Source organism: Streptomyces sp. NPDC028289, assembly GCF_055565975.1.
The window spans coordinates 431,163-456,321 of the sequence record NZ_JBVHTI010000007.1; the positions used below are offsets into that span (position 1 = coordinate 431,163).

The 25,159-nt window shown below is 72.1% G+C and carries 24 protein-coding genes and 2 pseudogenes; 13 read left to right on the top strand and 13 right to left on the bottom strand.

Features of this window, described 5'->3' with window-relative positions:
- A pseudogene (locus ACZ4UV_RS35120) lies at nucleotides 1-1,115 on the bottom strand (hypothetical protein); the annotation flags it as partial.
- A gap of 144 nt (nucleotides 1,116-1,259) precedes the next feature.
- Between ACZ4UV_RS35120 and ACZ4UV_RS35125 the strand changes: the two are divergent.
- The 3 genes from ACZ4UV_RS35125 to ACZ4UV_RS35135 all read left to right on the top strand — a co-directional run bounded on the left by ACZ4UV_RS35125 (nucleotide 1,260) and on the right by ACZ4UV_RS35135 (nucleotide 3,588).
- Nucleotides 1,260-2,018: a GOLPH3/VPS74 family protein gene (locus ACZ4UV_RS35125; protein ID WP_351484694.1), complete on the top strand. Its 759-nt coding sequence runs from the start codon at nucleotides 1,260-1,262 to the stop codon at nucleotides 2,016-2,018.
- A 306-nt stretch (nucleotides 2,019-2,324) separates the two neighbouring features.
- Nucleotides 2,325-3,182, top strand: a complete 858-nt coding sequence (locus ACZ4UV_RS35130; protein ID WP_093501737.1) for a helix-turn-helix domain-containing protein — start codon at nucleotides 2,325-2,327, stop codon at nucleotides 3,180-3,182.
- A 214-nt stretch (nucleotides 3,183-3,396) separates the two neighbouring features.
- Complete coding sequence (locus tag ACZ4UV_RS35135) at nucleotides 3,397-3,588, top strand: DUF397 domain-containing protein (RefSeq protein WP_293995171.1); 192 nt, start codon at nucleotides 3,397-3,399, stop codon at nucleotides 3,586-3,588.
- Between the two features lie 133 nt (nucleotides 3,589-3,721).
- On the opposite strand, the gene ACZ4UV_RS35140 is transcribed toward ACZ4UV_RS35135, so the two are convergent.
- The 3 genes and pseudogenes from ACZ4UV_RS35140 to ACZ4UV_RS35150 form a co-directional block, all read right to left on the bottom strand.
- The gene (locus ACZ4UV_RS35140; protein WP_467843508.1) at nucleotides 3,722-4,627 is read right to left on the bottom strand and encodes a MerR family transcriptional regulator; all 906 of its coding nucleotides are present in this window, start codon (nucleotides 4,625-4,627) and stop codon (nucleotides 3,722-3,724) included.
- Nucleotides 4,628-4,694: 67 nt separating this feature from the next.
- Nucleotides 4,695-5,201: a glutathione peroxidase gene (locus ACZ4UV_RS35145; protein WP_351484690.1), complete on the bottom strand. Its 507-nt coding sequence runs from the start codon at nucleotides 5,199-5,201 to the stop codon at nucleotides 4,695-4,697.
- 9 nt (nucleotides 5,202-5,210) lie between these two features.
- Nucleotides 5,211-5,593, bottom strand: a pseudogene (locus tag ACZ4UV_RS35150) (ArsR/SmtB family transcription factor); the annotation flags it as partial.
- Here ACZ4UV_RS35150 and ACZ4UV_RS35155 point away from each other — a divergent pair.
- Nucleotides 5,579-6,361 (top strand): hypothetical protein, encoded by a 783-nt coding sequence (locus ACZ4UV_RS35155; RefSeq protein ID WP_467843888.1) that lies wholly within the window; start codon nucleotides 5,579-5,581, stop codon nucleotides 6,359-6,361. The pseudogene ACZ4UV_RS35150 and the gene ACZ4UV_RS35155 overlap by 15 nt on opposite strands.
- Here ACZ4UV_RS35155 and ACZ4UV_RS35160 read toward each other — a convergent pair.
- On the bottom strand, nucleotides 6,306-7,241 hold the full coding sequence (locus ACZ4UV_RS35160; RefSeq protein WP_451015933.1) for a slipin family protein: 936 nt from the start codon (nucleotides 7,239-7,241) through the stop codon (nucleotides 6,306-6,308). The genes ACZ4UV_RS35155 and ACZ4UV_RS35160 overlap by 56 nt on opposite strands.
- A gap of 264 nt (nucleotides 7,242-7,505) precedes the next feature.
- On the opposite strand from ACZ4UV_RS35160, the gene ACZ4UV_RS35165 reads away from it, so the two are divergent.
- From ACZ4UV_RS35165 to ACZ4UV_RS35175, 3 genes are read left to right on the top strand one after another with little or no spacing between them, the layout of a single operon-like run.
- Nucleotides 7,506-7,829: a hypothetical protein gene (locus ACZ4UV_RS35165; protein ID WP_467843512.1), complete on the top strand. Its 324-nt coding sequence runs from the start codon at nucleotides 7,506-7,508 to the stop codon at nucleotides 7,827-7,829.
- The gene (locus ACZ4UV_RS35170; protein WP_467843514.1) at nucleotides 7,826-8,824 is read left to right on the top strand and encodes an XRE family transcriptional regulator; all 999 of its coding nucleotides are present in this window, start codon (nucleotides 7,826-7,828) and stop codon (nucleotides 8,822-8,824) included. Before ACZ4UV_RS35165 ends, ACZ4UV_RS35170 begins: the two co-directional genes overlap by 4 nt.
- Before the next feature lie 11 nt (nucleotides 8,825-8,835).
- On the top strand, nucleotides 8,836-9,849 hold the full coding sequence (locus tag ACZ4UV_RS35175) for a DUF6207 family protein (protein WP_467843517.1): 1,014 nt from the start codon (nucleotides 8,836-8,838) through the stop codon (nucleotides 9,847-9,849).
- Between the two features lie 191 nt (nucleotides 9,850-10,040).
- On the opposite strand, the gene ACZ4UV_RS35180 is transcribed toward ACZ4UV_RS35175, so the two are convergent.
- Together ACZ4UV_RS35180 and ACZ4UV_RS35185 are read right to left on the bottom strand one after the other, a co-directional pair.
- Nucleotides 10,041-10,259, bottom strand: coding sequence for a hypothetical protein (locus ACZ4UV_RS35180; protein ID WP_293995154.1), 219 nt, complete (start codon nucleotides 10,257-10,259; stop codon nucleotides 10,041-10,043).
- Nucleotides 10,260-10,317: 58 nt separating this feature from the next.
- Nucleotides 10,318-10,536, bottom strand: coding sequence for a hypothetical protein (locus ACZ4UV_RS35185; RefSeq protein ID WP_351484680.1), 219 nt, complete (start codon nucleotides 10,534-10,536; stop codon nucleotides 10,318-10,320).
- 194 nt (nucleotides 10,537-10,730) lie between these two features.
- Between ACZ4UV_RS35185 and ACZ4UV_RS35190 the strand changes: the two genes are divergently transcribed.
- Nucleotides 10,731-11,663: an SDR family NAD(P)-dependent oxidoreductase gene (locus ACZ4UV_RS35190; RefSeq protein WP_467843521.1), complete on the top strand. Its 933-nt coding sequence runs from the start codon at nucleotides 10,731-10,733 to the stop codon at nucleotides 11,661-11,663.
- 250 nt (nucleotides 11,664-11,913) lie between these two features.
- Here the strand turns inward: ACZ4UV_RS35190 and ACZ4UV_RS35195 are convergent, their stop codons facing one another.
- The 3 genes from ACZ4UV_RS35195 to ACZ4UV_RS35205 form a co-directional block, all read right to left on the bottom strand.
- The gene (locus ACZ4UV_RS35195) at nucleotides 11,914-13,134 is read right to left on the bottom strand and encodes a flotillin family protein (RefSeq protein WP_390049065.1); all 1,221 of its coding nucleotides are present in this window, start codon (nucleotides 13,132-13,134) and stop codon (nucleotides 11,914-11,916) included.
- A gap of 12 nt (nucleotides 13,135-13,146) precedes the next feature.
- Nucleotides 13,147-13,395, bottom strand: a complete 249-nt coding sequence (locus ACZ4UV_RS35200) for a hypothetical protein (protein WP_351484675.1) — start codon at nucleotides 13,393-13,395, stop codon at nucleotides 13,147-13,149.
- A 354-nt stretch (nucleotides 13,396-13,749) separates the two neighbouring features.
- A complete protein-coding gene (locus ACZ4UV_RS35205) occupies nucleotides 13,750-15,177 on the bottom strand; it encodes a macro domain-containing protein (protein WP_467843526.1) in 1,428 nt (475 codons plus the stop codon).
- A 177-nt stretch (nucleotides 15,178-15,354) separates the two neighbouring features.
- On the opposite strand from ACZ4UV_RS35205, the gene ACZ4UV_RS35210 reads away from it, so the two are divergent.
- A complete protein-coding gene (locus tag ACZ4UV_RS35210; RefSeq protein WP_451015939.1) occupies nucleotides 15,355-16,176 on the top strand; it encodes a macro domain-containing protein in 822 nt (273 codons plus the stop codon).
- 54 nt (nucleotides 16,177-16,230) lie between these two features.
- Here the strand turns inward: ACZ4UV_RS35210 and ACZ4UV_RS35215 are convergent, their stop codons facing one another.
- From ACZ4UV_RS35215 to ACZ4UV_RS35225, 3 genes are read right to left on the bottom strand one after another with little or no spacing between them, the layout of a single operon-like run.
- On the bottom strand, nucleotides 16,231-16,923 hold the full coding sequence (locus ACZ4UV_RS35215) for a TIR domain-containing protein (protein WP_451015940.1): 693 nt from the start codon (nucleotides 16,921-16,923) through the stop codon (nucleotides 16,231-16,233).
- A 2-nt stretch (nucleotides 16,924-16,925) separates the two neighbouring features.
- Nucleotides 16,926-18,536 (bottom strand): hypothetical protein, encoded by a 1,611-nt coding sequence (locus ACZ4UV_RS35220; protein ID WP_451015941.1) that lies wholly within the window; start codon nucleotides 18,534-18,536, stop codon nucleotides 16,926-16,928.
- Between the two features lie 59 nt (nucleotides 18,537-18,595).
- Nucleotides 18,596-19,318: a hypothetical protein gene (locus ACZ4UV_RS35225; protein WP_451015942.1), complete on the bottom strand. Its 723-nt coding sequence runs from the start codon at nucleotides 19,316-19,318 to the stop codon at nucleotides 18,596-18,598.
- A gap of 650 nt (nucleotides 19,319-19,968) precedes the next feature.
- Between ACZ4UV_RS35225 and ACZ4UV_RS35230 the strand changes: the two genes are divergently transcribed.
- From ACZ4UV_RS35230 to ACZ4UV_RS35245, 4 genes are all read left to right on the top strand, one after another.
- A complete protein-coding gene (locus ACZ4UV_RS35230) occupies nucleotides 19,969-20,418 on the top strand; it encodes an HIT family protein (RefSeq protein ID WP_351484664.1) in 450 nt (149 codons plus the stop codon).
- Between the two features lie 66 nt (nucleotides 20,419-20,484).
- Nucleotides 20,485-21,798: a helix-turn-helix domain-containing protein gene (locus tag ACZ4UV_RS35235; RefSeq protein ID WP_451015953.1), complete on the top strand. Its 1,314-nt coding sequence runs from the start codon at nucleotides 20,485-20,487 to the stop codon at nucleotides 21,796-21,798.
- Nucleotides 21,799-22,163: 365 nt separating this feature from the next.
- Nucleotides 22,164-22,775 carry a toll/interleukin-1 receptor domain-containing protein gene (locus tag ACZ4UV_RS35240; protein ID WP_451015943.1) on the top strand — a complete coding sequence of 204 codons (612 nt, stop codon included), beginning with the start codon at nucleotides 22,164-22,166 and terminating at the stop codon, nucleotides 22,773-22,775.
- Complete coding sequence (locus tag ACZ4UV_RS35245; RefSeq protein WP_467843533.1) at nucleotides 22,772-25,096, top strand: hypothetical protein; 2,325 nt, start codon at nucleotides 22,772-22,774, stop codon at nucleotides 25,094-25,096. Before ACZ4UV_RS35240 ends, ACZ4UV_RS35245 begins: the two co-directional genes overlap by 4 nt.
- Nucleotides 25,097-25,159: the final 63 nt, after the last annotated feature.

A 25,159-nucleotide genomic window follows, 5' to 3' on the forward strand; every position in this document is an offset into this window, starting at 1 on the left:
TCGGTGGTCGCCGACTTGCCCCGGGGCGCGGTGTCCTGGGGTTCGGCGGCGGTCTTCGGCTTGTCGGCGGGCTTGGCGTCCTCGGGCTCGGCCGCGGCTTTCGGCTTGGCGTCCTCCGGTTCGGCGTCCTGAGGTTCGTCGGTGGTCGCCGACTTGCCCCGGGGCGCGGTGTCCTGGGGTTCGGCGGCGGTCTTCGGCTTGTCGGCGGGCTTGGCGTCCTCGGGCTCGGCCGCGGCTTTCGGCTTGGCGTCCTCCGGTTCGGCGTCCTGAGGTTCGTCGGTGGTCGCCGACTTGCCCCGGGGCGCGGTGTCCTGGGGTTCGGCGGCGGTCTTCGGCTTGTCGGCGGGCTTGGCGTCCTCGGGCTCGGCCGCGGCTTTCGGCTTGGCGTCGTCCGGTTCGGCGTCCTGAGGTTCGTCGGTGGTCGCCGACTTGCCCCGGGGCGCGGTGTCCTGGGGTTCGGCGGCGGTCTTCGGCTTGTCGGCGGGCTTGGCGTCCTCGGGCTCGGCCGCCGCCTTCGGCTTGGCTTCCTCCGGCTCGTCGGCGGTCGCCGACTCACCCTGGGAGGCGGCGTCTTCGGGTTCGGCGGGGAGCTTCGGCTTCGGGGCGGCCGGCGCCTTCGCGTTCACCGGGGTGCCGTCGGTGCCCGCGTCGGTCGTTGCCTCGGGCGCCGTAGCGGGCTCGTCGGCGTCCTCCGGGCCCTCCTGCCCCTCCTCGGCCCCCTCGGCCGCCTCAGGGCCGTCCTCGGCCCCCTCAGGGCTGTCCTCGGCCGCCTCCGGGGCGTCGCCCTCCTCGGCCGCGTCCTCCGCCGGCTCGCCCGTGCGCACCCACGCCGCCACCGCGTCGCGGAGCTTCGAGTCGGTCTCGCCGGTCTCGCCGGTCTCGTCGGTCGTCTTCAGATCCCGTACCGAGAAGACCCGGGTCGCGGTGTCCACACCGCCGGCGGTCTCCTTCTCGGCGGCCACCGCCAGTCGTGGGTCGCGTGCTTCGGGAACCGTTTCCGCGCTCCCCGACGTCGGTTCTGCCGACGACTCGCGCTGCTTCGACCTGTCGGGGGACTCGCCCGCCACCGATGCCTCCTCCACGCTCCGCACGTTGCCGTGCGCTGTCCGAACCATGTACCAGTGTCCTGTGTGCGGGCTTAGCCCCTGCGGTAGACGAGAACGACATACCTGCCGGTTCCCTTACGAACCGGTCACGCACCCTCGACAGACCAATGTGAGAGGGGTCACCCTGTCATTCATCCACGCGGGGAGGCATGGATGGGCAGGAGCCGCAGAACAATTCCGGAGGAGCTTCTGCTGCTGGCACTGGACCCGGCCACGGGTACCACTGCACAGCCGCAGTCGCTCGACCTCGGTCTGGCCGGAGCACAGCTAGTAGAGCTGGCGCTGGCCGGACGGATAGCCCCAGACGGGGATCGTATCGCCGTGGTGCAGCCACGGCCGACTGGAGATCCGACTTTGGACTGTGCGTTGGAGTTGCTGCGAAGGCGCGGCGCTCCCGTACGGGCTGTTCACTGGATCGGCGGGCCACGTCTCGGCCTTCGCCAGGTCTATCTCGCGCATCTGGAACGGTGCGGCATGGTCGCCGCCGTGGCGGGTCAGATGTGCGGGGTGCTGCCGACCACTCGCTACCAGGCGACGGACAACGCCGTCACCCGGGAGATCCGTGGCCGGTTGGATTCGGCGATCCGCACCGGCGTACCGCCGGACCCGCGGACCGCGGCGCTCGCCGCACTGGCCCACGCGGTCGGTCTCGGCAAGCACCTGTACCCGGGTAACGAGGGCCGCTCCTCGCGTTCCCGGTTGCGTGACCTGATCCGGCACGACCCGATGGGCGGGCTCGTGGCCCACGCCGTCATGGACGTGCAGAACGGCGCGGCCGCCCAGCCACGCCGTAGCCCGGCCCCGGCCCCGGCCGGACCAGGCGTCAGGTCCGCCGCGCCGGAACCCGCACGCGGTGTTCCGATGCAACCGCGCCGAGGTGCGGGCGCGATGGCGCGCGCCGTGGTGCACTGAGCCGCTGTTCCACGGCAGCAAGAGCCGGCGACAGCCGGCGACACAGCACCCCTGAGACCCGGTTCGGGAGCCGCTGGTCCGAGCGGGGCGGTGGAGGCGTACGCAGTACGCGCCTCGCCGCCCCGCTCGGCATTTCCGTCCGGAGCCGTCCGGAGCCGTCCGGAGAATCCGGAACGTGCCCGAACTGACGCGTACGCGCCGCATATCCGCTGTTTCCCAGCGGTAGGAAGCACCTTGGTGGCAGTCTGCTCAACAGCAGATACGCAAAGTGGTAGTTACAGGCAGGCAGCCGGAGGTGCACGTCCCGTGGCGTCCAATGTCAATCCCACCGTCAGGCGACGCCGGCTGGGCCAGGAGCTGCGCCGGCTCCGCGAGCTCAAGGGCATGACGGCGGAGGAGGTGGCGGAGCGGCTGCTCGTCTCCCAGTCGAAGATCAGCCGGCTGGAGAACGGGCGCCGGAGCATCAGTCAGCGCGACGTCCGCGACCTGTGCGGGGTGTACGAGGTCGAGGACCAGCGGGTCGTCGAGTCCCTGATGGAGATGGCCAGGGATTCGCGGCAGCAAGGATGGTGGCACGCGTTCGGGGACATCCCGTACAGCGTCTACATCGGTCTGGAGACCGACGCCGAGTCGCTGCGGGTGTACGAACCCCAGCTGGTCACCGGGCTGTTGCAGACCCGGGCGTACGCCGAGGCCCTGGTGCAGGGCGCGTTGCCGGAGACCTCCGCCGCCGACATCGAGAAGCGGGTCCAGGTCCGGATGCGGCGACAGGAACGTATCACCGCCGAGCACAACCCCCTCCGGCTGTGGGTGGTGCTCGACGAGGCCGCGCTGCGCCGGCTCGTCGGCAGCAGGCTGGTGATGCGCGAGCAGCTGGAGTACCTGATCGAGATGTCCCAGCAGCCGCACATCACCGTCCAGGTGCTGCCCTTCGAGTGCGGCGCCCACCCCGGCCTCAACGGCCAGTACGCGATCCTGGAGTTCGCCGACGCGGCCGACTCCAGCGTCGTCTACCTGGAGGGCGTGACCAGCGACCTCTACCTGGAGAAGGCCCACGACGTGCAGAAGTACGCCGTGATGTACGAGCACCTGCGCGCCCAGTCGCTGAACGTCGAGCAGTCCCGGCAGTTCATCGCCGACGCGGCCAAGGAGTACGCCCGCTGAGCCGTCCCGGACGCCCTCCCGGACGGAGGGCGCCGGATCTTACACCGGCGTAACGCTCCCATGGAAGTCTCCTCTGGAATATGCCATCCGGACGAGTGAACGGGTACTCCAGGCGAGGAAGTTGGCTAGTAGCGTCGATCACGCCAACCGGTCAGCAAGGTTGGCGTGAATCGCACTACAGCAAGCACCACAGCAACTCGCTACAGGAGTGGACATGGCACTGCTTCAGGGCGCCACGGAGACGTGGACGAAGTCCTCCTATTCCGCAGGGAACGGGGCGTGCGTCGAGGTCAAGTCGCCGACGACCGCGGGACTCGCCGTACGCGACTCCAAGGTCGAGGAGGGCCCGGTCCTCGCATTCCCGGCCGGCGCATGGAACACCTTCGTGGCCTCGGTCAAGGCGTAAGGGGGCATTCGCTGGCCCATTGCTTCACGCTCCCGACGAAAACAACTGCACAAGCGTCACACAGAGCCCTCTCGACCAGCCCGCCGTCCTTGCCGAGGGGGCTCGGCTTGTGCCCGGCCCGGCCCGCCGGCTCTCACCGCACGGGGAACGCGACGTCGCACACCGGGTCCTCCGGTCCGGCCGCGTCCCAGTCCGCGAAGTAGACCTCCCGGCACGGGCCGTCGTACGCCAGGCCCTCCCGCCCGGCGACCCACCGCTCCACCGCCTCGAAGGCAGCCAGGATCTGCGGGTGCGCCACCTGTGCCTTGCTGATCCTCGTGTACGCCAGCGTGCACGCCGGCTCGACGCGCACCGCCGTCTCCCAGGCCCGCCCGTTCCGCTCGGCCCAGGCCCGGGCCGCCGCCTCGTCCGCCACCGGGACACAGGCCTCGGCGGGCCCGTCGCTCTCCATGGACACCTCGGCGTGGTAGACGACGAACGGCGCCCCGGTCACACCCCCGCACTCCCGGGCCGCCGCCTCCAGCCGGCCCAGAGAGGCGCCGATCCAGGCCGGCAGCTCGTCCGCCAGCGTGTGCCGCTTCTCGGTGATCACCACCTGCGCCGGCACCTCGACCGTCTCCACCGCGAACGTCTCGTACATCTCCGTACTCCCTCCGGACAGCCGTCCACGGAGGTATGCGGCCAGCGTCCGCTGCCCGGCGACCCGTCGCTCGACGTCCGCCCAGTACGCGGCGAGCAGGCCGGCGGCCGTCTCCCCGTCCGGGTCGGCGTCCGCCGCCTCGACCACCTCGGCGATCCGCGCCAGCGGCATGTCCAGCTGGCGCAGCAGCGCCACCAGCCGGGCGCGTTCCACCTGGCCGGCCCGGTAGTACCGGTAGCCGGTCACCTGGTCGACGTGCGCCGGGGCCAGCAGCCCGAGCCGGTCGTAGCGGCGCAGGGCCTTCGCCGAGAGCCGGGAGCGCGCGGCGAACGCGCCGATCGTGAGCAGCTCCTCGTCCACGGCGTCCACCACGTCCTCCACGGCCGCATCCTCCGTCACCGGGCGGATCCGTTCCGCCCGGTGACCAGGAGGCTCGTCCCTGCCCCAGGGGCAAGGTCAACCCGGGTCAGGCGAGAGCGGCCTCCACCGCCGCCACGATCTCCGCCGACTCCGGCTCGGTCTGCGGGGAGAACCGGGCGACGACCTGCCCGTCCCGGCCGACCAGGAACTTCTCGAAGTTCCAGCGGATGTCCCCGGTGTGCCCCTCGCCGTCGGCGAACCCGACCAGACGGTCGTAGAGCGGGTGCCGGCCCTCGCCGTTCACCTCGACCTTCTCGGTCATCGGGAAGGTCACCCCGTACGTCGCCGAGCAGAACTCGGCGATCTCCTCGGCGCTGCCGGGCTCCTGGCCCATGAACTGGTTGCAGGGCACCCCGAGCACCGTGAAGCCCTGCGCCGCGTACCGCTCCTGGAGCTTCTCCAGGCCGTTGTACTGCGGGGTCAGGCCGCACTTGGAGGCCACGTTGACAATGAGCACGGCCTTGCCGCCGTAGCCCGGCAGACCGGCGGAGCCGCCCTGCAGCGCACCGATCTCCACGTCGAGCACGGACCCGTTGTTCTCGGAAGTCGTCATAGGCGGATGCTAACTCCGCCGGGTGGCGGTCCGGGGTCCGGCCTCCACGAGCACGTCCCCCGCCGCCGTCCGTGAGTACAGCACCGACCGTCCGGCCCGGCGCCGCTCCACCAGCCCGGCGTCGAGCAGGACCCGCAGATGCCGGCCGACCGAGCCCAGCCCCTGCCCGGTCACCGCCGTGAGGTGGGTCGTGCTCATGGGCGCGTCGAGCAGGACCAGCACCCCGGCGCGGGCGCCGCCCAGCCGGACTTCGGCGTGACCGGGACGAGCAGGAGGCTGGCGCCGGAGATCTCGCGGGGCGGGTATTCGTGCAGGTTGACCTGGAGCCGGTTGGAGCCGAGCCAGCGGGTCCGCCCCGGCCGCACCGAGTCCAGCACCTGGGCCCAGCCGCCCAGAGCGCGGCCGGTACCGTCGGCGGGCTCGCCCTCGGCACGCTCGTCTACCGCACCACCGGCTCGCCCCTCCTCTCGGCGCTGAGCATGTTCGGCCCCTCGCTGGCGCAGGTGCTGGGCGCGCCCCTCCTGCTCTCCGGCGCCGACCGGCTGCCCCCGCGCACCACCCTCGCCGCGATCTCGCTCACCTTCGCCGTCGGCACCGCGGGCCTCGCGCTGCCCGGCCTCCCGGCCGGGGCGCTGCTCGCCGTCGTCCTCCTGCTGGGCCTCGTCGCCTCGCTCGGCGGCGGGGTCCGCTGGGGGCTGCTGAACGAGATCCTCGACAAGGACGGCTACCTGCCGGGGCGTTCGCTGTTCAACATGATGAGCGGGCTGCTGCCGCCCGCCGTCCGCACCCGCACGGCCACCCCGCTGCTGCTCCTCCTGGCCACGCCCTACCTGGTCTTCTTCCTGCACCCGCCCCTGGTGCTCGCCGCCGCCTGCGCCACCGTGGCCTCCGTCGGCTTCGGCGCGAGCCTGGTTCAGCAGGAGCGGCTGATGAGGCTGACCCCGGACGGACTCGGCGGCCACGCCCTCGGTCTGCACTCGGCCGGCATGCTGACCCTCCAGGGGCTGAGCGCCACGCTGGCGGGCTCGGTCGCCCAACTCACCTCGCCCGCCCTCGCGATGACGTTCATGGCGCTCGCGTCACTGACCGTGACACTGGCGCTGGCTACGGCCGCTCGACGGGAGCGGACGGCTCCGTCGCGGGTTCCCGCGGCGCCGTGAGCTCCGCCGCCGGTCCGAACTTGTCGGCGACGGCCGCGATCTGCTCGATCCCGGCCTTGAGCGCGGCCGAGCCGTCCGGCCCGTCCAGCTCGCGCTCGTTCTTCTCGACCTCCTGGTCGAGCCGCTTGGTCGCCCGCTCGAAGTAGCGCAGCAGCTCGACCGGGAAGGGCATCACGAGCGTGGAGTTCTTCTCGGCGGCGACCTCGACGACGGTCTGCAGGAGGCGCAGCTGCATCGCCTCCGGGGTCTCCGACATGATCCGGGAGGCGTTGGCGAGCTGCTGTGCGGCCTGGAACTCACCGTCGGCGGTGATGACCCGGGCCCGCCGCTCCCGCTCCGCCTCGGCCTGCCGGGACATGGACCGCTTCAGCGACTCCGGGAGCTGTACGTCCTTGATCTCGACGCGGTCGATGTGGATGCCCCACGCGGCGGCCGGGCTGTCGATCATCAGGGCGAGCCCCTCGTGCAGCCGCTCCCGGTCGGTCAGCAGGTCGTCCAGGTCGCTCTTGCCGATGATGGAGCGGAGCGAGGACTGGGCGACCTGGCCGACGGCGAAGACGTAGTCCTGCACCTCGATGGCCGCGCGGACCGGGTCGGTGACCCGGAAGTAGACGACGGCGTCCACCTTCACCGACACGTTGTCCTTGGTGATGCCCTCCTGCGTGGGCACCGGCATGGTGACCACCTGCACGTTCACCTTGCGCATCCGGTCGACGAACGGGACGAGGAAGGTGATCCCGGGGCGCCGGAACTCCGGCTGCGCCTTGCCCAGGCGGAACACGACCCCACGCTCGACCTGGTTGACCACCCGCATCCCGCTGCGCAGCACGAGCAGGGCCGCCACGACCACCAGTACGACCCCTACAACGGCGCCGTCCATGGGCACACACTCCATTCTCGACGTGATCCGGACAAGAATCCGGACAAGGATGAGGACACTTCGGGGCCTTCCCGGGATGCGGGTGCCGGCGTCAGGAGTGCGTAAAGAAAACCGGCCCACCGCGGGGGCCGGGGCGCCCGGCCTGCCGGCCGCGCCCGCGAGGTGCGATTGTTCCGTAATCTCATGATCACATTGAGTGGCACCCGGTCGTCCCACCATGCTGTCGTCCAACTCCAGACGCTTCTCCCGCGCAGGGAAGGTGAGATGACGAACAGGCAGATGATGACCGTGGCCGTACTGGCGGCGGTCCTCGTGTGGAGCACGGTGATGACCGCGATGGGACAACTCGCGGCGGTGGCCGCGCTGTTGCCCTCGCTCGGACTCCTCGTCCAGCAGATCTGCGCCGCACCGGGCACCCCCGGCGGCACGGACCCCGGGCAGGGCCCGACGCCTCCCCCACCAACGCTCCCCGCACCAACGCTCCCCGCACCAACGCTCCCCGCACCAACGCTCCCCGCACCAACGCTCCCCGCCCCGGCGCCCCGCCCTCCGGCGGCGCCGGTCGGGAGCGAGGAGCCGTCACGGTGAAGCAGCCAGAGGTGCCCGAACAGCCCGGGTCGGACCCGCACAGTCGCCGCGGCCGCCCGCCGGAACCCATCGGCGAGGAGGTCGGCGTCGCCCACCGCACCTGGCTGGAACCGGTCCGCAACCGGCTCGTCGCCAGCGGGCTGACCCTCGATGAACTCGTCAGCCGTTCCGGCTACTCCAAGACACGACTCTCGGAACTCCTGCGCGGCAAGGGCTACTACCCCGGCTGGGAGATCACCTACAGCGTGGTGAAGGCCCTGGACCTGCCGCCGTGGCCGCTGCGCCGCCTGTGGACCGCGGCCGCCCGGGAGGCGGACAAGAACCAGGTCTGGATCGAGAACCGCATCCGCGCCGTGCAGCCGCTGGGCCCCGAGCAACCGCCCGTCGCGCACCTCGGCTTCACCCAGACCATGCGCCGGCCGTACACCGCCTACGCGCGGGCCTTCCTGCAGTCCGAGGACCGGGCCCAGCGCGCGGTCGGGGAGACCTTCGACATCCTCTGGCTCACCTGGGACGTCGCGCTCTCCGGCCCCGACACCCCGCGCCACGCCTGGCAGATGCTGCGCTCCCGGGTCATGTCCCGGGCCGTCCGCCAGGACGGGCACCCCGACCTGCGCCAGGCGGCCTTCGCCACCGTCGCCCAGGCGGGCATCGCCGACCTGGGCGAGCGCAAGAGCCGTATCGACACGATGGCGGAGTTCTTCGACGCGATCGCCCGGCTGCCCCAGGACCAGATGGACGTCATCGTGCTGCGCCACCTGTGCGGCGTCGGTCCCGACGCCGTGTCCGGCATCGTCGGCCTGACCCCGGCCATGACCCACACCCTGGACCACCACGCCCGGGGAGCGCTGACCGGCCTCTACCTCCACACCGACGGCACCGACGGCACCGACGGCACCGACGGCACCGACGGCACCGACGGCACCGACGGCACCGACGGCACCGACAGCGCTGAGACCGCCGCCGTCACCCCCACCACCGGCTCCCTGGAGTGATCACCACGGCCATGAGCATCATCGACGACCTTCTCGCCCAGTCCCTGCTGTTGCCCGACCCGCGCGTCCCCGCCGACGTCGTTCCGTACGACGACATGGCCTACCCCGCCTTCACCGACGACGGCCGGCTGCTGTGGGACGGCGACGGACCCGACCTGGCCGACGACGGCGCCGCACAGCGCCTCGCCGCTCTGTGCGAGGCCGTCGTGGCGCACTGCACGCCGGACCAGCTCGCCGACTTCCTCACCGACCAGCTGCCGCAGCCGCGGGCCGCCTGGATCCTCGGCTGCGCCCTCCAGCTCGCCGGCGCCGACGACGGCGCCCGCTTCTGGTGGCAGTACGCGGCCGGCGCCGGTGACGAGCCCCCGTCGTACTGCCTCTACCTCCAGCACCTCGCCCGCGGCGACACCCACGCCGCCGCCCTGTGGCAGGCCCAGGCCGGAGCCCACGTGCCGGACGGCGGCGACCCGGCCCACGAGGACGACGCCCCGGCGTACCGCCTGGTGACCGCGGACACCAGCCTGCCCACCGTCCTGCGCGTCCTCAGCAGCCTCACCCGGGCCACCCCCCGCCGGCACACCCCGACCGCGGCCGCGGTCATCGACTTCGTGGCCACCGCCGTGGCCATCGGCTACGACCTCCACCCCGACCTCGAAATCCCGGTACCGGGCCCGCACTTCGCGGAACATCTGGAGATCATCGTCGCCGCGACCACCCTGCCCCCCGCGACCCGCCCCGCCACCCCCGTACGCGCCGCCCGCCGCACGCGGCCCGAACCCGGCACCGACCTCCCCAACCGGCCCGCGTCGGAGACCACCGCCGAGAAGATCCAGGAGCCCGAGCGGCTGCTGGTCGAGGTCACCGCCGCCGACCACGAACCCGAGTCCGCGTCCGCGTTCTTCAAAGCGGCGGTCGCCGTCTGCTGGCGGACCGTCACCGCCGCCCGGACCTCCGGCCCGGACGGGGAACCGGGCACCCGCCGCGCCTACTACCTGGACCGCACACCTCACCCGCATGGGCTATGATCAATCCAGAGCTGGTCGGCCCGATCCGGTCCGTCCACCACTGCGTTGGTGGTCCAAGGAAAGACGCCCCGCTTCCTGCGGGGAAATGCAGGTGCAAGGCCTGCCCGGCGCTCCATCCCGAGGCCCGTCCACACACTGGACGGGCCTCGTGCGTTGCCTGACACCCAAGCGGACACGGCCACCCGGGGCCGTCACGTCTCCGGCCCCCACCACTCCGGTCCGCCACCCCGCCAGTCGATCCACGGCACCCGCGCCACCTCCGCCGGGTCGATCTCCAACCCGGCCCGGCGCAGGAACTCGGCGACGTCGGTCACGTTGTGCGCCAGCCCGAGGATCTCGCCGTCCACGCGCACGCGCCGGCCGCCCGTCGGCGACGGTGGATGCACGATCACCCGTATCGGTCCGGACATGCCTTCAGGATCATCCGGGACGTACGGTCCCGCACTCCAGCCCGCCATCCGAGCCCCCTCAGCTCCCGGCCCGGTCCGACCGACCCAGGTCCCGCAGCTCCCGCCATGCGGCGGGGCTCGGCCGCCGGTGCCCCCAGTAGGGATGGAAGAACACCTCCGCCGACAGCCGGTACAGCCGCCGCCGCAACTCGGTACGCCCGGGCCGCGCGGCGAGCTGCCGGTAGGTGGCGCTCCATTCCTGCTGCGCCCGGGCCAGGTCCACGGGAAACGATCGCATGACCGAATTCAAGCACGTGTTCGATTTTTGAGTCCATCGAGGCGGTGGAGGCGAGCCCGCGGCCGGGGCCGGCTCCGTGTCGGCGGGCTGTCGGTGGTCCGTAGGCGATGTGTCGGGGGCCGCTGGAACCGTGGGTGCGAGCCGCCCTGCCGGGCGGCCGCAGCCGCCTCCGACAGCAAGGGAGCCCCGCCGCCATGTCGTCCACGCCCTCCACCCCGCCCTGGGACGTCCGACGGCTCCCGCGTGCCGACGGCAGGGTCTTCCTGGTCACCGGCGGCAACGCCGGCATCGGGTACTTCGTCGCGGAGCAGCTGTCCGCGACCGGGGCCACCGTCGTCCTGGGCAGCCGGAATCCCGCGAAGGCCGAAGCCGCCACGGCCTCGATCCGCTCACGGGTCCCCGGCGCGCGGGTGCGGGCCGTACGGCTGGACCTCGCCGACCTCCCGTCGCTCGGAGCGGCGGTGGAGTCACTGGACGTGGACCACCTCGACGCGGTGGTCCACAACGCCGGCGTCGCGCTCGACGCCCCGCCCCGCCGGGAGACCGGGGACGGCCACGAGCTCATGTTCGGCACGAACCACCTCGGGCACTTCGCGCTGACCCACCGGCTGCTGCCCCTGCTGTCGGCCGCACCGGCGGCCCGCGTCGTGACCATGGGCAGCTTCGCGGCCAGGTCCGAGCGGCTCGACCTCGACGACCTGCAGTCCCGGAAGGACTACCGGCCCAAGCGCGCCTACGGACGCTCCAAGCTGGCGCAGATGTACTTCGGCCTCGAACTCGACCGGCGGCTGCGCGCGGCCGGCAGCCCGGTGGCGAGCGTGGTGGTCCATCCCGGGGGCGCGCTGGACTCCCTGACCCCGGCACGGCCGCCGGTCCAGGTGCGGACCGCCGGTGCGCGGCTCTCCGGCGCACCGGCCGCCCTCCTCGTCCAGGGCAAGCACGCCGGCGCCTGGCCCGCGGTCCGGGCGGTGCTCGACCCCACCGTGCGCGGGGGGCAGTTGTGGGGACCCCGCGTCTTCGGCCTGCGGGGCAGACCCCGAAACGAACCGCTGTGGAACCACCTCACCGACACCTACGCGGCGACACGCCTGTGGGACACCAGCCGCGACCTGACCGGCACCGGCTAACGGCAGCGCCCCCGAAGGGGCGCTGGGGGAGGAACCGCGCGACCGGCCACGACGGCGCCGCAGCCGACCGACGGCCTGCCGCGGCGCTTCCAGAACCGGCACCGGGCCACGGCAGCGCCCCCGAAGGGGCGCTGGGGGTCCCCCGGCCGAAGGCTGGGGGAGGAACTGCGCGACCGGCCGCGACGGCGCCGCAGCCGACTGACGGCCTGTCGCGGCGCTTCCACAGGCCGCGGCGCCTCCAGCGGAGCGCTCAGTCGACGTCCACCGGCCCGTCGTCCGACTTCCGCCCCTTGCCGGTGGGCAGCTGAAGCAGGCTGCTGCCGTTGCCCTCGCCCTCCCCGGAGCGGCGGCCTTCGGGGCGCTGCCCGTCGGGGCGCTGGCCGTCGGAGTCCTGGCCGCTCAGGTTCTGCCGGACCGAGTCGAGGATCGTCAGGCCCTGGGACACCAGGCCGGCCGCGATCTCGCCGAGGCCGTCCGCGCCGTTGAGGACGTTGACGTTGGCACCGGCGAGGCCGCCGGCGGCCTCCTTGACGATCTGCGGCAGCTGGTCGATCAGCATCCGGTCCAGCGCGACCCGGTCGTACGACGCGGCCGCCTCCGCCTGGATCTTCATCCGCTGCGCCTCGGCGGCCGCCAGGATCCTGACCCGCTCGGCCTCGGCCTCGGCGGGCCGGACGACCTCGGCCACCAGCTGCTCCTGGCGCAGCTTGGCCTGGCGCTGGGCCAGCTCCGTCTGGGCGGCGAGCACCTCCTGCTGGGCGTGGGCCTGTGCCAGCGGTCCGGCCTGGCCGGCCTGCGCTTGGGCGCGGTCCACCTCGGCCGAGTACTCGGCCTTGACGATGGCGGTCTGTCGGGCGTACTCGGCCTGCTTGCGGGCCGCCGCCTGCTCCGCCTCGACGGAGGCCTGGGTGGCCTGGGCCTGGGCGATCTGCGCCTGCCGCTGGATGGCGGCCTTGTGCGGGGCGGACATCGCGTCGATGTAGCCGGTGTCGCCGTCGTCGATCGACTGGATCTGCAGCGAGTCGACGATCAGGCCGATCTTCGCCATCTCCGTCTTCGAGGTGTCCAGCACCTCCGCCGCGAGCTTCTGCCGCTCGGTGACGATCTCCTCGACCGTCATGGAGCCGATGATGGCCCGCAGGTGACCGGCGAAGATCCGGCCGGTCAGCACCGACATCTGCTCCTGGTCGGAGAGGAACCGCTGGCCCGCGTTGATGATGCTCTCGTGGTCGTTGCCGACCTTGAAGGCGATGACCGCGCGGACGTGCAGGGAGATGCCCTGCCTGGTCACACAGGTCTCGGTGACCTCGGACTCGCACATGGACAGGGTGAGGAAACGGACCTTCCGTACGACCGGCAGCACGAACTTGCCGTGCCCCGTGACCACTCGGAACGGCGCGCCCCCCAGTCCCCGCCTGCCCCCCGAGATCAACATCGCCTCGTCGGGAGCGGGTACGCGGTATCCGAACATTCCTGTCTCTCCTCAGCTGGCCTCGGCGCTGTCGCCGAGCGCGTCCAATGGATCCACCCACTCGATGACGCAGACCTCGCGGCATCCTCGTGATTCGATCACGAGCACCGTTGCGCCGACGGGCAGGGGCTCCTCCGACCAGGCGAGGAAGGTCTCCAGGCCGCCCCTGACCCGCACCAGGACTTCACCGGGGCCGGTGGAACCGCGCGTTCCGATGAGCACCTTCCCCGTGCAGCCGATCACGGCCTCGTCCTGCGGCATCACCGGCCGTCCTCCTCCTCCTCCTGGCCCCATGATTCCGACGATAGACCCGTTCCGTGCGGGACCCAACGGTCGGGAGGGCCCGTCCTTCCGCACCCCCGGCGAGTACGACACCTCGAACGCGCGGGCGGTTCCGGGGACAACGCATGTCCGCGGTTTCCGGAACCGGATCGGAAGCGGTTGGAGGGTGCCGGCGGAAGCGGGCGGGGTGGTCTCGTGGACGGCGGTGAGGCCGGGCGAAGCGGCGCGAGGCGCGGACGGCGGACGATGCCGCGAAGGGGGAACGGACAGATGCGGAGCAGCCCGCCGACCCGGGGGACACGTCCGGGCCGCCGCCCGGTCTCACCTTCGCCGTCAGTCGGCCGCGCGCAGGCCGAGCACCAGGTCCTCGAAGCGCTGCTCCACCGGGGCCAGGTCGGTCCGGGCCAGCTCCTGGGGCAGGATCACGATCCGGAGTTCGGGGGTCAGGGCGGGGTAGCGGCGGCAGGCCTCGATGAACGAGTCCACGATCAGGGCGGCCAGCTGGCCCCGGTCCAGGTCGGTGACCCGGGCCAGGCCGGAGCCGATCAGCGGGACGGCGACCGGCTTGAACAGGCCGTTGACCGCCACCGAGGCCCACAGACTCTCCAGGCTCAGCCGCAGGTCGGCGTGGTTGGACCTGGCCACCAGGTCGTTGCCGAGTCGCGAGTAGGCGGTGGCGAAGACCCGGCGGCCCTCGACCGGTACCACCACGGTGGTGCCCACCGGATAACGGACCCGGCGGCCCAGCGGCTTGGCCCGTACGGTCTCGGTGGCCACCGGCTTCACCGCCCGCAGGCCCGTCCGCAGCCGGTCGTCCAGCAGGCGCCGCTTCCCGGCGAACAGCCGGTCGACGAGCTGGCTCTGCAGGCTCTCCCGGCTGATCACGAGATCCTCGGCGGTCTCCGTGTCGAAGGTGTCGGTGAACCCGATCACCAGGTTGCAGTCCGCCTGGTCGAACAGGTCGCCCCGCACCAGCACCACATCGGCCCGCTGCCCGTCCAACGGCACCCGGTGGCGCAGCAGTTCGGCCCCGTGCCGGGCACGCAGCTCCGCGCGCAGGGCGTCCAGGACGCGCGCGGCCTCGGCGTCGTCGGGATGCTCTTGGGCGATCAGTTCGGCCACCGGCAGGGCGAGTTCGGGCCGTCCCAGGTCGGTCTGCACGCGGACCAGCTCACGGCGGGCCGCGTCCTGAAGGGCGGTCAGGCGGCGGACGAAGGGCACCGCGAACCCCTCGCCGTTGACCTCGGCCAGCGGCCGGCCGCGCACCAGGGACAGCGCCTCGGACAGCCGGTGCGCGGCGGTGGCCGGGGGCGCGAGCAGGGCGTCGTTCACGATCGCGGTGAACCGCGCGCTGTCCAGCTCCTCGGGCCGCAGCACCAGCCGGTAGGCGGTCTCCGGGCCCTGCACGGTGACCTGCTGCTCGGTGCGCAGGACATGCGTTCCCGCGCTGTCCTGGCCGGGAGCGCCGGGAGCGCCGGGAGCGCCGGGAGCGCCGGGAGCGCCGGGGGCCAGCGCCCGGCGCAGCTCCAGGACCCGTTTCTGGACCTCGTTGCGGTTGCGCTGGTCCAGGTGGCGGGGCTCGTCCGCGAGTCCCCACACGTCGCGGCGGAGTTGCCGTACCGGCACCGCCTCGCCGCCGGCCGCCACCAGGCGGACCAGCAGCCGTACGGTCAGCGGCGTCAGCCGGACCGGAATTCCGTCGACCTCGAGCTGGACCGGGCCCAGTACCTTCACCCGGATACGTGCTCTCGCACCGGCCATCCGCGTCGCCCCCCGGCGGTTCAGCGTCACTCTGCGTCAGCCATAGTGACTGAAAGATTAACATGATGCCTTGGGGAATCCATGAGTTCGGGTGATTCCGGTGGACTGGCCCCGATGGACCCGATACGGCCCCGGAGCGCCCTCCGGCGTGGTACAAGGCGCGCCCGGCAGGAATTCGTGCGCGACACGATGGTGGCGTTCGGCGGGCTGTCGGCCGTGTCCCAGGTCGTGGGCCCGTTCGTGCCGTACAGCACGTCCGGCGCGGTCGTCGGGCTGTCGGTGGGCGCCTGCCTGGGCTGGGGGCTGCTGCGGTCCCGTCCCGCGGTCCGGGTACGGCAGGTGTTCCGGCGGCCCGACATGACGGTGGTCGTCGAGACGGGCGACCTGTTCGACCAGCCGGCCCACCTGGTCGTCGGCTTCTGCGACACCTTCGACACCCTGTCGGCCGGCGGCCGGGTCATCAACGGCGACAGCGTGCAGGCACAGCTCCTCGACCGCCGCTACGGCGGCGACGTCGCCCGCCTCGACGCGGAGCTGGACGCGGCGCTCGCCCCGGCCGAGCCGGTCGCGCGCGAGGAGCGGGCGGACAAACCGCTCGGCAAGCTCGACCGCTACCCGGTCGGCACGGTGGCGGTGCTGGGCACCCGGCCGCGGCTGGTGTTCGGCGTGGCCTACAGCCGGATCGGCAACGACTACGTGGCCTCCTCCGGTGTGGAGGACCTGTGGCGGGGCCTGGCCGGGCTGTGGGACGCACTGCGCACGCACGCCCAACTGGAGCGGGTGGCCATGCCGTTGACCGGGTCCGGGCTGGCGCGCCTCGGCCACCTCGACCGGGACAGCCTGCTCCGGCTGATCCTGATGTCCTTCGTGGCCCGCTCCCGGGAGGCCGCGATCTGCCGCGAACTGCGTGTCGTCGTACGGCCCGAGGACCTGGCGGGCATCGACATGCGCGAGCTGGCCGCGTTCCTGGCCGCCCTGGCGTCGGGCCCGCAGCGGTAGCGCGCAAGGAAGGGGGGCGGGGCCCGAAGCCCCCGCCCCCCCTCGTACGGCTGGTCAGGCCAGCCGGCGGTAGGCCGCCAGGTTCTCGAAGTACGAGGTGTCACGCCAGTCCGGCCGGGTGTCGTCCAGGTCGCACTCGGCCCCCTTGAGCCGTTCGACGATCTTCGAGACGGCGGTCTCGGAGCCGTCGAAGCGGATCACGTTGCGGCCCCCGAGATCCGCGGCGGGCCGCACCTGGCCGACCTCCACGATGATCGTCCGCTCCGGGTAGGCCATCAGCGCCATGCCGAGCTCGATCAGCACGTTCTGGCGTGGCTGGCCGGTCAACTGGGTCTCGTGGGAAGGCTCGTTGTCGCCCAGCAGGTGCGGATGGAGCTTGGCGACGTCGTCCGGGGTGAGCAGCACGAGCGCCGCCTGCGCCTGCGACAGCGCCTTCTCGATGACCTCGCCGAGGAACGGCGCGGTCCCCCCGGTGCTCCGCACCAGCCGCTCCCACTCCAGCGGGCGCAGGTCGAGCCGGCGCAGCAGCCCGAACATCGCCGTACGCACCTCCTCGTCGCGGCCGTGCACGACGAAGACGCTGCGGCTGCGGCCGTAGTCCGCGCGGGCCTGGGCGGCGCGCGCCGCCTCCTCCTCGGCGGACCGCCGGTCCTCCTGCGGGGTGTTGTAGACGTTGTAGCCGAAACCGCTCTGCCGGCCGCCGAAGAAGTTCTGGCTGTTGTCGCCGCCGGTGTTTCCCTGGCTCATGGTCACGTCCCCGCTTTTCCTGATGAACCGCCGCTCGAGGGCTGGTAGTTGTAGCCGAAGTTGCTCTGCTCGCCGCCGAAGAAGTTCTGGCTGTTGTCGCCCAGCAGGATGTTGGTCTGCGCGCGGTTGTGCTCGGCGAGGTCCACGTCGTGCTCGGAGAGGAACGCACCGATGTTCTCGAGCAGCCGGCGCTCGACGATCTGCATGTACTTCACCGCGTCGGACTGCTGGAAGAAGTGGTGGTACGTCTCGCTGGTGGCCAGTTCCCGGACGCTCGCCAGCGCGCCGCAGTTGCGCCAGCGGTTGACGTAACGGCCGATCCGGAACTCGCTGGTGTCGGTCGTGCGGTCCGAGAGCAGCAGTGCGACCGCGGCCCGCCTGGCCCTGCTGACCCGCCAGGGCTGCGTCCACCGGGCCGCCCACGTCGGCAGGAACCGCTCCGGGACCAGCAGCAGCGGCCACATCCACAGCGACATCCACCAGCGCACCATGGCCGTGAACATGTCCCACGCCACCCGCACCGCCAGCCGCCCGTCGACGGCGGCGGGCAACTGGTCCACGAGGTGGAAGTCCGCCACGAGCGGCGCGAGCACATAGGTGTAGAACTCGGTGTGCAGCGTGTTGCCCTTGATGTCGAACCCGACGAAGATCGAGGTCACCAGCTCCTCGTTCCACGACCCGACGCGCACGCACAGGTACTCGCGGGCCGCGTCGTAGTCCTCCCGCCAGTGGATGTCGGGCAGGTCGTCCGCGCCGGGCAGGTCGGACCAGCCGGCGCCGGTGGTGCGGTCGTTGGTGCGGATCGCGGTGGTGAAACGGCGCTGCTCGACGGTGAGCCCCTCGATCCGCTCGTCGGGGCGGGTCTCGTCGCGCAGATCGGCGGCCAGCCGGGCGGCGACCTGGCTGGTGATGTCGTGCACGGTGAACGGGACGACCTGCCTGCGCTCGACGGTGTCGAGGTCGGGCGGGGTGCCGTCCGCGCTCTTGCGCGCCATGAGCCGGGTCTTCGGGGCACCGAGCAGCAACTGCGCGTTGGACCAGTCGCGCAGCGGCAGGCCCGCGCCGACGAAGGGCCGGTAGCCGCCGTAGAAGACCACTCCGCTGCGGCCGACCTGCTCGTGGTCGATCTTGCGGGCGAGTGCGTCGGTCAGCTTGGGGTGCGACGGGCAGGCGCCGTCGAAGCCGCCGTCCGGGCCGCTCTCCCGCAGTCGGGTCATCAGGATGTGCAGGGTGACGATCCGGCGCAGATAGGCCGCCGCCCACGGCACCCAGCACAGCAGGACCACGCCGAGGAAGGGGTTGAGCACCCCGTTGCTGAGCAGCAGCAGGACCGCGAAGTCCACGCCGGCCGCGAGGGCCCACTGGATGCGGCGCAGCCGGCGCGCGGCGAGGGCGTGGGCGAGGACGGACACGGCGTCGTAGCCGTAGGAGGGCGCGACGACCCGCCACCGCCTGCGGAGCAGTTCCCGGATGACGGTGCGCCGGTAGCCGGGATGGAGGTAGGCGCCGGCGGACAGCAGCCGGGTGGCTCTGGTGCGCGCGTACGCGCGGGGCTCCGGCGGCTCCTGCGGTGCTGGGCTCGGAGGACTGGGATCGAGTACTTGTGTGGCCATGGTGGTTCAGCGCTCCGCTCGTGCGGGCGCACCCCTGCGGGCACGCCCCGAAGTGGGTGTCAGCCGGTCTGGGTGGCCGTGCCGCTGGTGATCACGCCGTCCTGGACGGTGTAGGTGGCGTCGTACGACTTCGTCGTGCCGTCCGTCTGCACGGCCTCGAGGGCCACCTGCACCTCGTCGCCCGCCACCGACACGACGGTGACGGTGTCCTGCTCGGTGGTGGCGTAGCCCGAGACGAAGCTGTCGTAGCTGGAGTCGAGGTTCTTGCCGCCGAGGCTCCAGGCGGTCCGGTAGTCGTGGGAGCTGATCGCCGCGAAGTAGGCGGTGACGACGTCGCCGGGGCCACCGCTCGCGGTCGCGGTCGGGGTGGAGACGGCGGTGTCCGTCGGGTCGCCGTAGTAGCCGTCGGTCGCGGTCGCCTCAGGGGTGCCGGTGTCTCCGTACGGCCATGCGGACGCTGTCGTCGGGTCGGTGTAGACCGGCTGGTCGTCCGTACCGGCCGTGCCGGCGCCGTCCGAGCCGGAGGTGCCCGAGCCGAAGAAGCCGGAGTCGGAGCCGGAGCCGGAGGCTCCGGACGACGACCCGGACGACCCTCCGGCCAGGCCGCCGATCAGGGCCAGGAGCACGGCGAGCAGCAGGGGCGTGGCGATGACCACGAGCCCCCAGGTGCGGGCGGGGCCGCCCGGCGGTATCAGCCCCGGGGCCTGGTAGGAGGGCGGCGCGCGATGGGTGGACGGCGGATCGGGACGCCCGGCGGGTGGCGTCGGCTCTGCATCGGTCATGGGGTTCTCCAGCGGTGACGGCAGTGCACCGCGCCCGCCCCGGCCGTCCTGAGCGGGCGGTGAACAGCGGGGCAGAGCAAGGCGGTTGACGCCTACGAGGTGACCAGCGCCGCCGCTTCCGTGGCCAGAACCGATCTGCTTCCGATCCGCTTCCGGCCCGCTCCGGAGCCCTTCGGGCCATCACCGGCATCCCGGTGATGCCCCGTTCCCCGCCCCGCCGCGCGGCAGACGCAGGATCCGGCCACCGGCTCCCGCGCGTTCGCCCCTCGGGCAGTACCGGACCGGGTCCATGCGGGCGGGCGCCGTCGGCGGCTGCTCGGGCGGTGCGATCGGCCGGCCTGCCGGGACGGGCCGAACGGACGGGCGGAGGGTCGCATCGGTGCCGGGAACGGATCGTCGGCGCCCGGCCGTTGAACCTGTCGGGCGAGCGCCCGGCCGGGTCGGTGCCGCAGATCCCGTGCCGTGGTCCCGGCGGCGCGAGACGGGGGACGTGTCCAGTCGTGTGTGCCCGGGGTATGCCTTGCGGCACGGCCGGAGGCCGGTCGTTCGGCGCTCGCCGTACGGCTGCCCCGTCGGCCGGACGGACGGGCCCGCCGCGCGGAGTCCGAGCCGGTGCCCCGTCATGACATGCAAGCCCGAGGAAGCGGAACGTGACGACAGACGCGACAGAGGTCCCCGGCGAGAGACTCGTGGACACCGGCCGGGCCTCGCCCGAGAAGTGCCCGTTCTGCGCCATCGTGGCCGGACGTGCCCCGGCCCGGGTCGTCCGGCGGTGGCCGGACTCCCTGGCCATCGTGCCGCTGGCCGCGGTGACGGCGGGCCATACGCTGGTCATTCCCAAGACTCATGTCGCCGACGTCGGAGTCGATCCGGCCGTGTCCGCAGCCACTATGCGCCGCGCTGCCGAACTGGCGGCCGAATTCGGCGCGTGCAATATCATTACGTCACGCGGAGAACTGGCCACCCAGTCGGTATTCCATCTGCATCTGCACCTCCTTCCGCGTCGCCATCAGGACGGACTCGCACTGCCGTGGGCGGCCGGACCCGAGCGTCATGATTCCGCCGGGCCTCATGTGTTTCAGCCATCAGGTATTGGATAAGACGAGAGTATTACTGCGGGGGTGCGGGAGCCTGGGCAGAGCTTCCGTTCCCGAAGGGGGGGCATGATGCAGGCAATTTCTTTTGGTGCGGAGTTACGAAAGCGCCGCGTCGCGTCCGGTCGATCGCTCGACGACCTTGCTCGGGCGATCAATTATTCGAAAGCACATTTGAGCAAGGTCGAGCGCGGGCAGAAGAATCCCAGTCCGGATTTCGCGCGTGCCTGCGATCGGGCGCTCGGGGCGGACGGCCGGCTGAACGCCCTGCTCCCGACCAGGAACACCTCCGCTCTCCCCGCGTCCGAAGCGCCGACCGAATGGTCCATGCCCTGGGTGCTGCGCATGTCGGTCGACCGGGGCAACGACTTCGTGGCCTACGACGAGAAGGCTTTCGCCGATCCTTCCAGCACCCCCGCGGTGATGTCCTGGCGGCTCGCCTCGTCCTCGGCGTTCGACGTCGAGTGCAGGGAGGCGCTCGCGCACTTCTCGTCGCTGTTCGCCGAGTGCCGGAACCTCGGTCAGTCCTTCGGCCCGGCGGTCGTCACCCAGATCCTCGTCACCGCGATGAACGCGTTGCGTGGCCTCGCCCACGGCGCCTCGCGCGAAGCCGACCGGGCGGCGGCGCTGCGGCTGGCCGCCCGGTATGCCGAGTACACCGGATGGATGACCCAGGAGGCCGGTGACGAGCGGGCCTCACTGTGGTGGACGGACCGCGCCGTGGCGCTCGCAGACGCGGGCGGTGACACCGAGTTCGCCGCCTACACCCTGGTCCGGCGGGCCGACGTCGCGCTGTACCGGATGGACGGGCGGGCCACCGTGGAGTACGCGCGCACCGCTGAGGAACGGTCGCGCAGCACCCGCATCCGGGGCCTCGCCGCCCAGCGCAGAGCTCAGGGGCACGCTCTGCTGGGCGAGGACGCCGCGTGCTTCCGGGCTCTGGACCGCGCCGCCGAACTCATGACACGGGCAGCCCGTGACCACGAGTCGGACCCGCCCGCCGCCGGCACCGAGCCGGTGATCGGCAGCATGCACCTCGCCGGACTCGCCGACTTCGTCGCCGGATGGTGTCTGCACGACCTCGGGCGTACGACCGAGGCCGTGGGCCGTCTCGAGGGCAGCCTCGACGCCGTCCCGATACGGGCTCGCAGGGCGAGGGCCCGGTACGCGGCCCGGCTCGCCCTGGCCCTCGCCGAGGCGGGAGAGCTGAAGCCTGCCTGTGCGGTGGTGGAGGCGGTGACCTCCTCGGTGTCGGTGGTCGACTCGGCCACCATCCGCGCCGATCTCCAGAGACTGGCCCGCCGGCTCAACCGCTGGCCGCGCGATCCCGACGCCCGGCTCGCCGCCGGCCGTATCGCCGAGGCCCTGCACACCACGGGCGGCTGACCGCGGCCCTCTGTACACCACGGGCCGGCGACCGTGGCCCGCTCCCTGATCACGATCCCGTGTCCGGCCCGGACGCGTGGTCCCTGGCCGGTTCCCCCCTTCTTCATCGCATCTCCACCACGGCACGGAACGGAGCGGTGACGCGCCGTTCCCGGCCGGCGGCGTACCGGGAAACGCGCTGCCGCCTGCCGTCCTGCCTCGTCTCCGGCTCCGGATGAGTGTTCCGTTTCCCCGGGAAATGGGGCCGGGGAAACGCATTGACCCACTCTTCCCATGCTGAAAATCTCGCCAGACACAGGCATGTCGCCGATCTGTCCGCGGCAGGCCCGAAAGCGCTCTGCGCACCACCAGTGAGGAGTCACCCGATGGCCAAAATTTTCATCAACTACAGGACGGGTGACGGGGAGCGGGCCCCTGAACTCGTGGACGAACGGCTCGTGAGCGTCTTCGGTGAGGGAAATGTATTCCGGGACCGCCGGGCGATGAGGCCGGGGACGGATTTCCCCGACCATCTCCGCCGGGAACTGGAGTCGTGCGTCGTTTTCCTCGGCCTGATCGGGTCGCGCTGGCTCGACATCCGCGACGAGAAGACCGGCATGCGCAGGATCGACGTGCCGAAGGACTACGTTCACGACGAGATCGCGACCGCCCTCGCGTTGAACAAGGTCGTCATTCCGGTGCTCCTGGACGCGGCCCTGCCCCGGGCGGAGAAACTCCCGCCGGCCCTGGCCGGGCTGGCCAACCGCCAGGTCATGCACCTGCGTGAGGGATACGCCCATCACGACCTGGACATCCTCACCGACGAACTCCGGCGGCACGTGCCCGAGAAGGAGCCGGAGCAGAGGCGCGACGCCGCGGCCGGCTTCAACGTGGGTCCCCACGCGCGGTTCTCCCGTAGCCCGGTCGGGATCAACCCGGTCTACAACGAGGGCGCGACCTCCCGTGACCAGGATGGTGACGGAAGGCGGCCGGCATGAACGATCAGGCAGGGGAGGAGCCGGCGCCGGGACCCTCGGAAACCCCCGCGCCCGCACCGGACGCCCCGCCCACACCGCCGGCACCGGACGCCCCCGGACCGGCCGGGGCGTCCGGGGGCGGGGAGCGCGCCCCCGACGGCGACGCCTCGCCGCCCGCCGATCCGGCGGCCGTCCGGCCGCCGGACGAGCAGGGCGGGAAGCGGTCCGCCGCCGACGGCCCACAGGCCCCGGCCGACGGCAAACCCGCGCCCGAACAGCCGGTCTCCTTCGAGGAGTCCAGCGCCGTCCGGGAACACCACAGCCTCATCAAGTCCAACCGCAGTCCCGTCAGCCTCGGCCCGAACGGGAATGCCGTCTACATCGAAGCCATGTACGGCGCGGAGGGCGGTCCGCACCGGACCAAGGTCCAGGCGGTCCCCTTCCCCGAGGACATCGTCACGGCGATCTACGTCCCCGTCCCCGGCCAGGACGAGCTGGAGAGCAGCCTCGAACAGCACCACGTGATCGTGCTGTACGGCGAGGAGGGCACCGGCCGGCGGGCCACGGCGACGGCCGCCCTCATCCGGCGGAGCCAGCCCCGGTACGCCGTCAGCACGCTCCACCGCGAGGACGCCGACGTGGTCCAGGGCGTCTGCGAACAGGCGGCCGACGTGCTGGAGAAGGGCCACGGGTACCTGGTGGAGGCGGGTGCCCGGCCCGTCACCAAGCAGACGCTGGACCGCCTGGCCCAGCTGGCGGTCCGGGCGGACGCGTACCTGGTCGTCACCGGCCCGCAGTCCGGCTTCCCCGGCACGGCGGGCGACGCCCGCGTCTTCGAACACCACGGGCCCGACGCCTTGAAGGTGCTCGAAGCACATCTCACGGCCCTGGTCACCCGCCACCGGCTCCGCTGCCGGCGTGACGAGGAGGACGGCGGGCCGCGGTGCGACACGGACAGCGTGTCACGGTTCCTCGCCCGGGTGACCGGCGACGAACAGCTGCGGAGCACACTGGGGCTGGCCCGTTCGGTGACCGGGGTCGTCCAGCTGGCCCGGGTCCTGACGGAGAACATCCACGCCCCGGACGAGGACCTCGGGGATGTCATCGGCCGCTGGCGCGACTGGCTGCGGCTGCTCGCCAGGGAGATGCTCGGGCTGGACGCCGGGCGGGACGACACCGGGATGCCGGCCCCTCATCACCAGGCGTTCCGGATCACCTACGCGTTCTTCAACGGACACCCGCTGTCCGACGTCGTCGAGGCGGGCGACCTGCTCAGCCGGATCATGCTGCCCCACTTCGGAGTCGCGGACGAGGACCTCGTCCATCACATGGCCGAGCAGAACATCAACCGGCTCGTACCTCAGGAGATGCGTGCCTCCGAGGCGGCCGCGGCCGACGCCCGGAGCACCTTCCGGCATGCGTTGCTGGTGCACGACCAGCTGTTGCACACCATGCTGGAGAGCACCTGGGACGCCTACAGCCGGCTGCGCATACCGCTCCTGGACTGGCTCGATCTCCTGGTCGGCGGACGCGGTCCCGGCCGGGAACGCGTCCGGGTCCGGGTCGCCCAGCTGGTCGGCCTCCTCATGGGGCACGACTTCGACTTCGTCTACCAGCGGCGCGTCGGTCCGTGGGCCAGGTCGGACTCCGGTGTGCGCCGGGTGTGCGCCGCCCTGGCACTGGAGATGGCCGCGGCCGAGGGCGGTGCGGCGGACCGGGTCGCCTCGCGTGTGCAGGACTGGGCTCGCAGCCCCGGAATGGCCTTGCAGGACAGCGCGGCCAAGGCCTACGGAACGTCGATAGGCCTGCGTGACGTACCGGCCACCCTGGCCGAGCTGGGCACGCTCGGCCGGAAGCCCGAACAGGCCGGCTTCAGTTCGATCGCCTTCTCCACGGCCTGGCTGTTCCTGGCCGGCCGTGTGGACGAGGTGATGGCCGAGCTCGACCGCTGGGCGACGGCACGGGACGAATACCTGCCGCGGCATGCCGTCCGCACCATGCTCGCCCTGGGCCGGTACACGGTCGGTGCGGACCGGCCGGGCCGGCCCGCTCTCGCCGAACTCGCGCTGGCGAACGACAAGCACGCCGAGCTGCTCGTCACGCTCCTGAACCGCGCCCTGATCACCGGGGAGACCTCCACCCGGGCCTGGAATCTGCTGGCCCGCTGGCTGCCGGACGCGGACGGCGCGGACAACGAGGACCTCGCCACGCTCTACGAGTCCCTCGCCCCCCGGATCTTCACCGGTCCGCTGAAAGGACGCGCCCGGTTCCACCTGAACCGGGTCTGGCTGCCGCGCCACAGGAACTCCATGACACTCCGGCGCGTCCTGGCCGCCATCTGACGGCCGCCGTCCGGTCCATCGCCTTTCGATCAACCACCGCCGACCGCAACGAAGGGATACCTC

Excerpts from the sequence above, each read along its gene's own strand:
- ACZ4UV_RS35220 (WP_451015941.1), bottom strand. The coding sequence starts at position 18,536 with ATGGCCACACAAGTACTCGATCCCAGTCCTCCGAGCCCAGCACCGCAG.
- ACZ4UV_RS35165 (WP_467843512.1), top strand. The coding sequence starts at position 7,506 with ATGACGAACAGGCAGATGATGACCGTGGCCGTACTGGCGGCGGTCCTC.
- ACZ4UV_RS35135 (WP_293995171.1), top strand. The coding sequence starts at position 3,397 with ATGGCACTGCTTCAGGGCGCCACGGAGACGTGGACGAAGTCCTCCTAT.
- ACZ4UV_RS35190 (WP_467843521.1), top strand. The coding sequence starts at position 10,731 with ATGTCGTCCACGCCCTCCACCCCGCCCTGGGACGTCCGACGGCTCCCG.
- ACZ4UV_RS35180 (WP_293995154.1), bottom strand. The coding sequence starts at position 10,259 with ATGTCCGGACCGATACGGGTGATCGTGCATCCACCGTCGCCGACGGGC.
- ACZ4UV_RS35185 (WP_351484680.1), bottom strand. The coding sequence starts at position 10,536 with ATGCGATCGTTTCCCGTGGACCTGGCCCGGGCGCAGCAGGAATGGAGC.
- ACZ4UV_RS35200 (WP_351484675.1), bottom strand. The coding sequence starts at position 13,395 with ATGCCGCAGGACGAGGCCGTGATCGGCTGCACGGGGAAGGTGCTCATC.
- ACZ4UV_RS35245 (WP_467843533.1), top strand. The coding sequence starts at position 22,772 with ATGAACGATCAGGCAGGGGAGGAGCCGGCGCCGGGACCCTCGGAAACC.
- ACZ4UV_RS35125 (WP_351484694.1), top strand. The coding sequence starts at position 1,260 with ATGGGCAGGAGCCGCAGAACAATTCCGGAGGAGCTTCTGCTGCTGGCA.
- ACZ4UV_RS35145 (WP_351484690.1), bottom strand. The coding sequence starts at position 5,201 with ATGACGACTTCCGAGAACAACGGGTCCGTGCTCGACGTGGAGATCGGT.
- ACZ4UV_RS35195 (WP_390049065.1), bottom strand. The coding sequence starts at position 13,134 with ATGTTCGGATACCGCGTACCCGCTCCCGACGAGGCGATGTTGATCTCG.
- ACZ4UV_RS35235 (WP_451015953.1), top strand. The coding sequence starts at position 20,485 with ATGCAGGCAATTTCTTTTGGTGCGGAGTTACGAAAGCGCCGCGTCGCG.
- ACZ4UV_RS35240 (WP_451015943.1), top strand. The coding sequence starts at position 22,164 with ATGGCCAAAATTTTCATCAACTACAGGACGGGTGACGGGGAGCGGGCC.
- ACZ4UV_RS35225 (WP_451015942.1), bottom strand. The coding sequence starts at position 19,318 with ATGACCGATGCAGAGCCGACGCCACCCGCCGGGCGTCCCGATCCGCCG.
- ACZ4UV_RS35175 (WP_467843517.1), top strand. The coding sequence starts at position 8,836 with ATGAGCATCATCGACGACCTTCTCGCCCAGTCCCTGCTGTTGCCCGAC.
- ACZ4UV_RS35205 (WP_467843526.1), bottom strand. The coding sequence starts at position 15,177 with ATGGCCGGTGCGAGAGCACGTATCCGGGTGAAGGTACTGGGCCCGGTC.
- ACZ4UV_RS35215 (WP_451015940.1), bottom strand. The coding sequence starts at position 16,923 with ATGAGCCAGGGAAACACCGGCGGCGACAACAGCCAGAACTTCTTCGGC.
- ACZ4UV_RS35160 (WP_451015933.1), bottom strand. The coding sequence starts at position 7,241 with ATGGACGGCGCCGTTGTAGGGGTCGTACTGGTGGTCGTGGCGGCCCTG.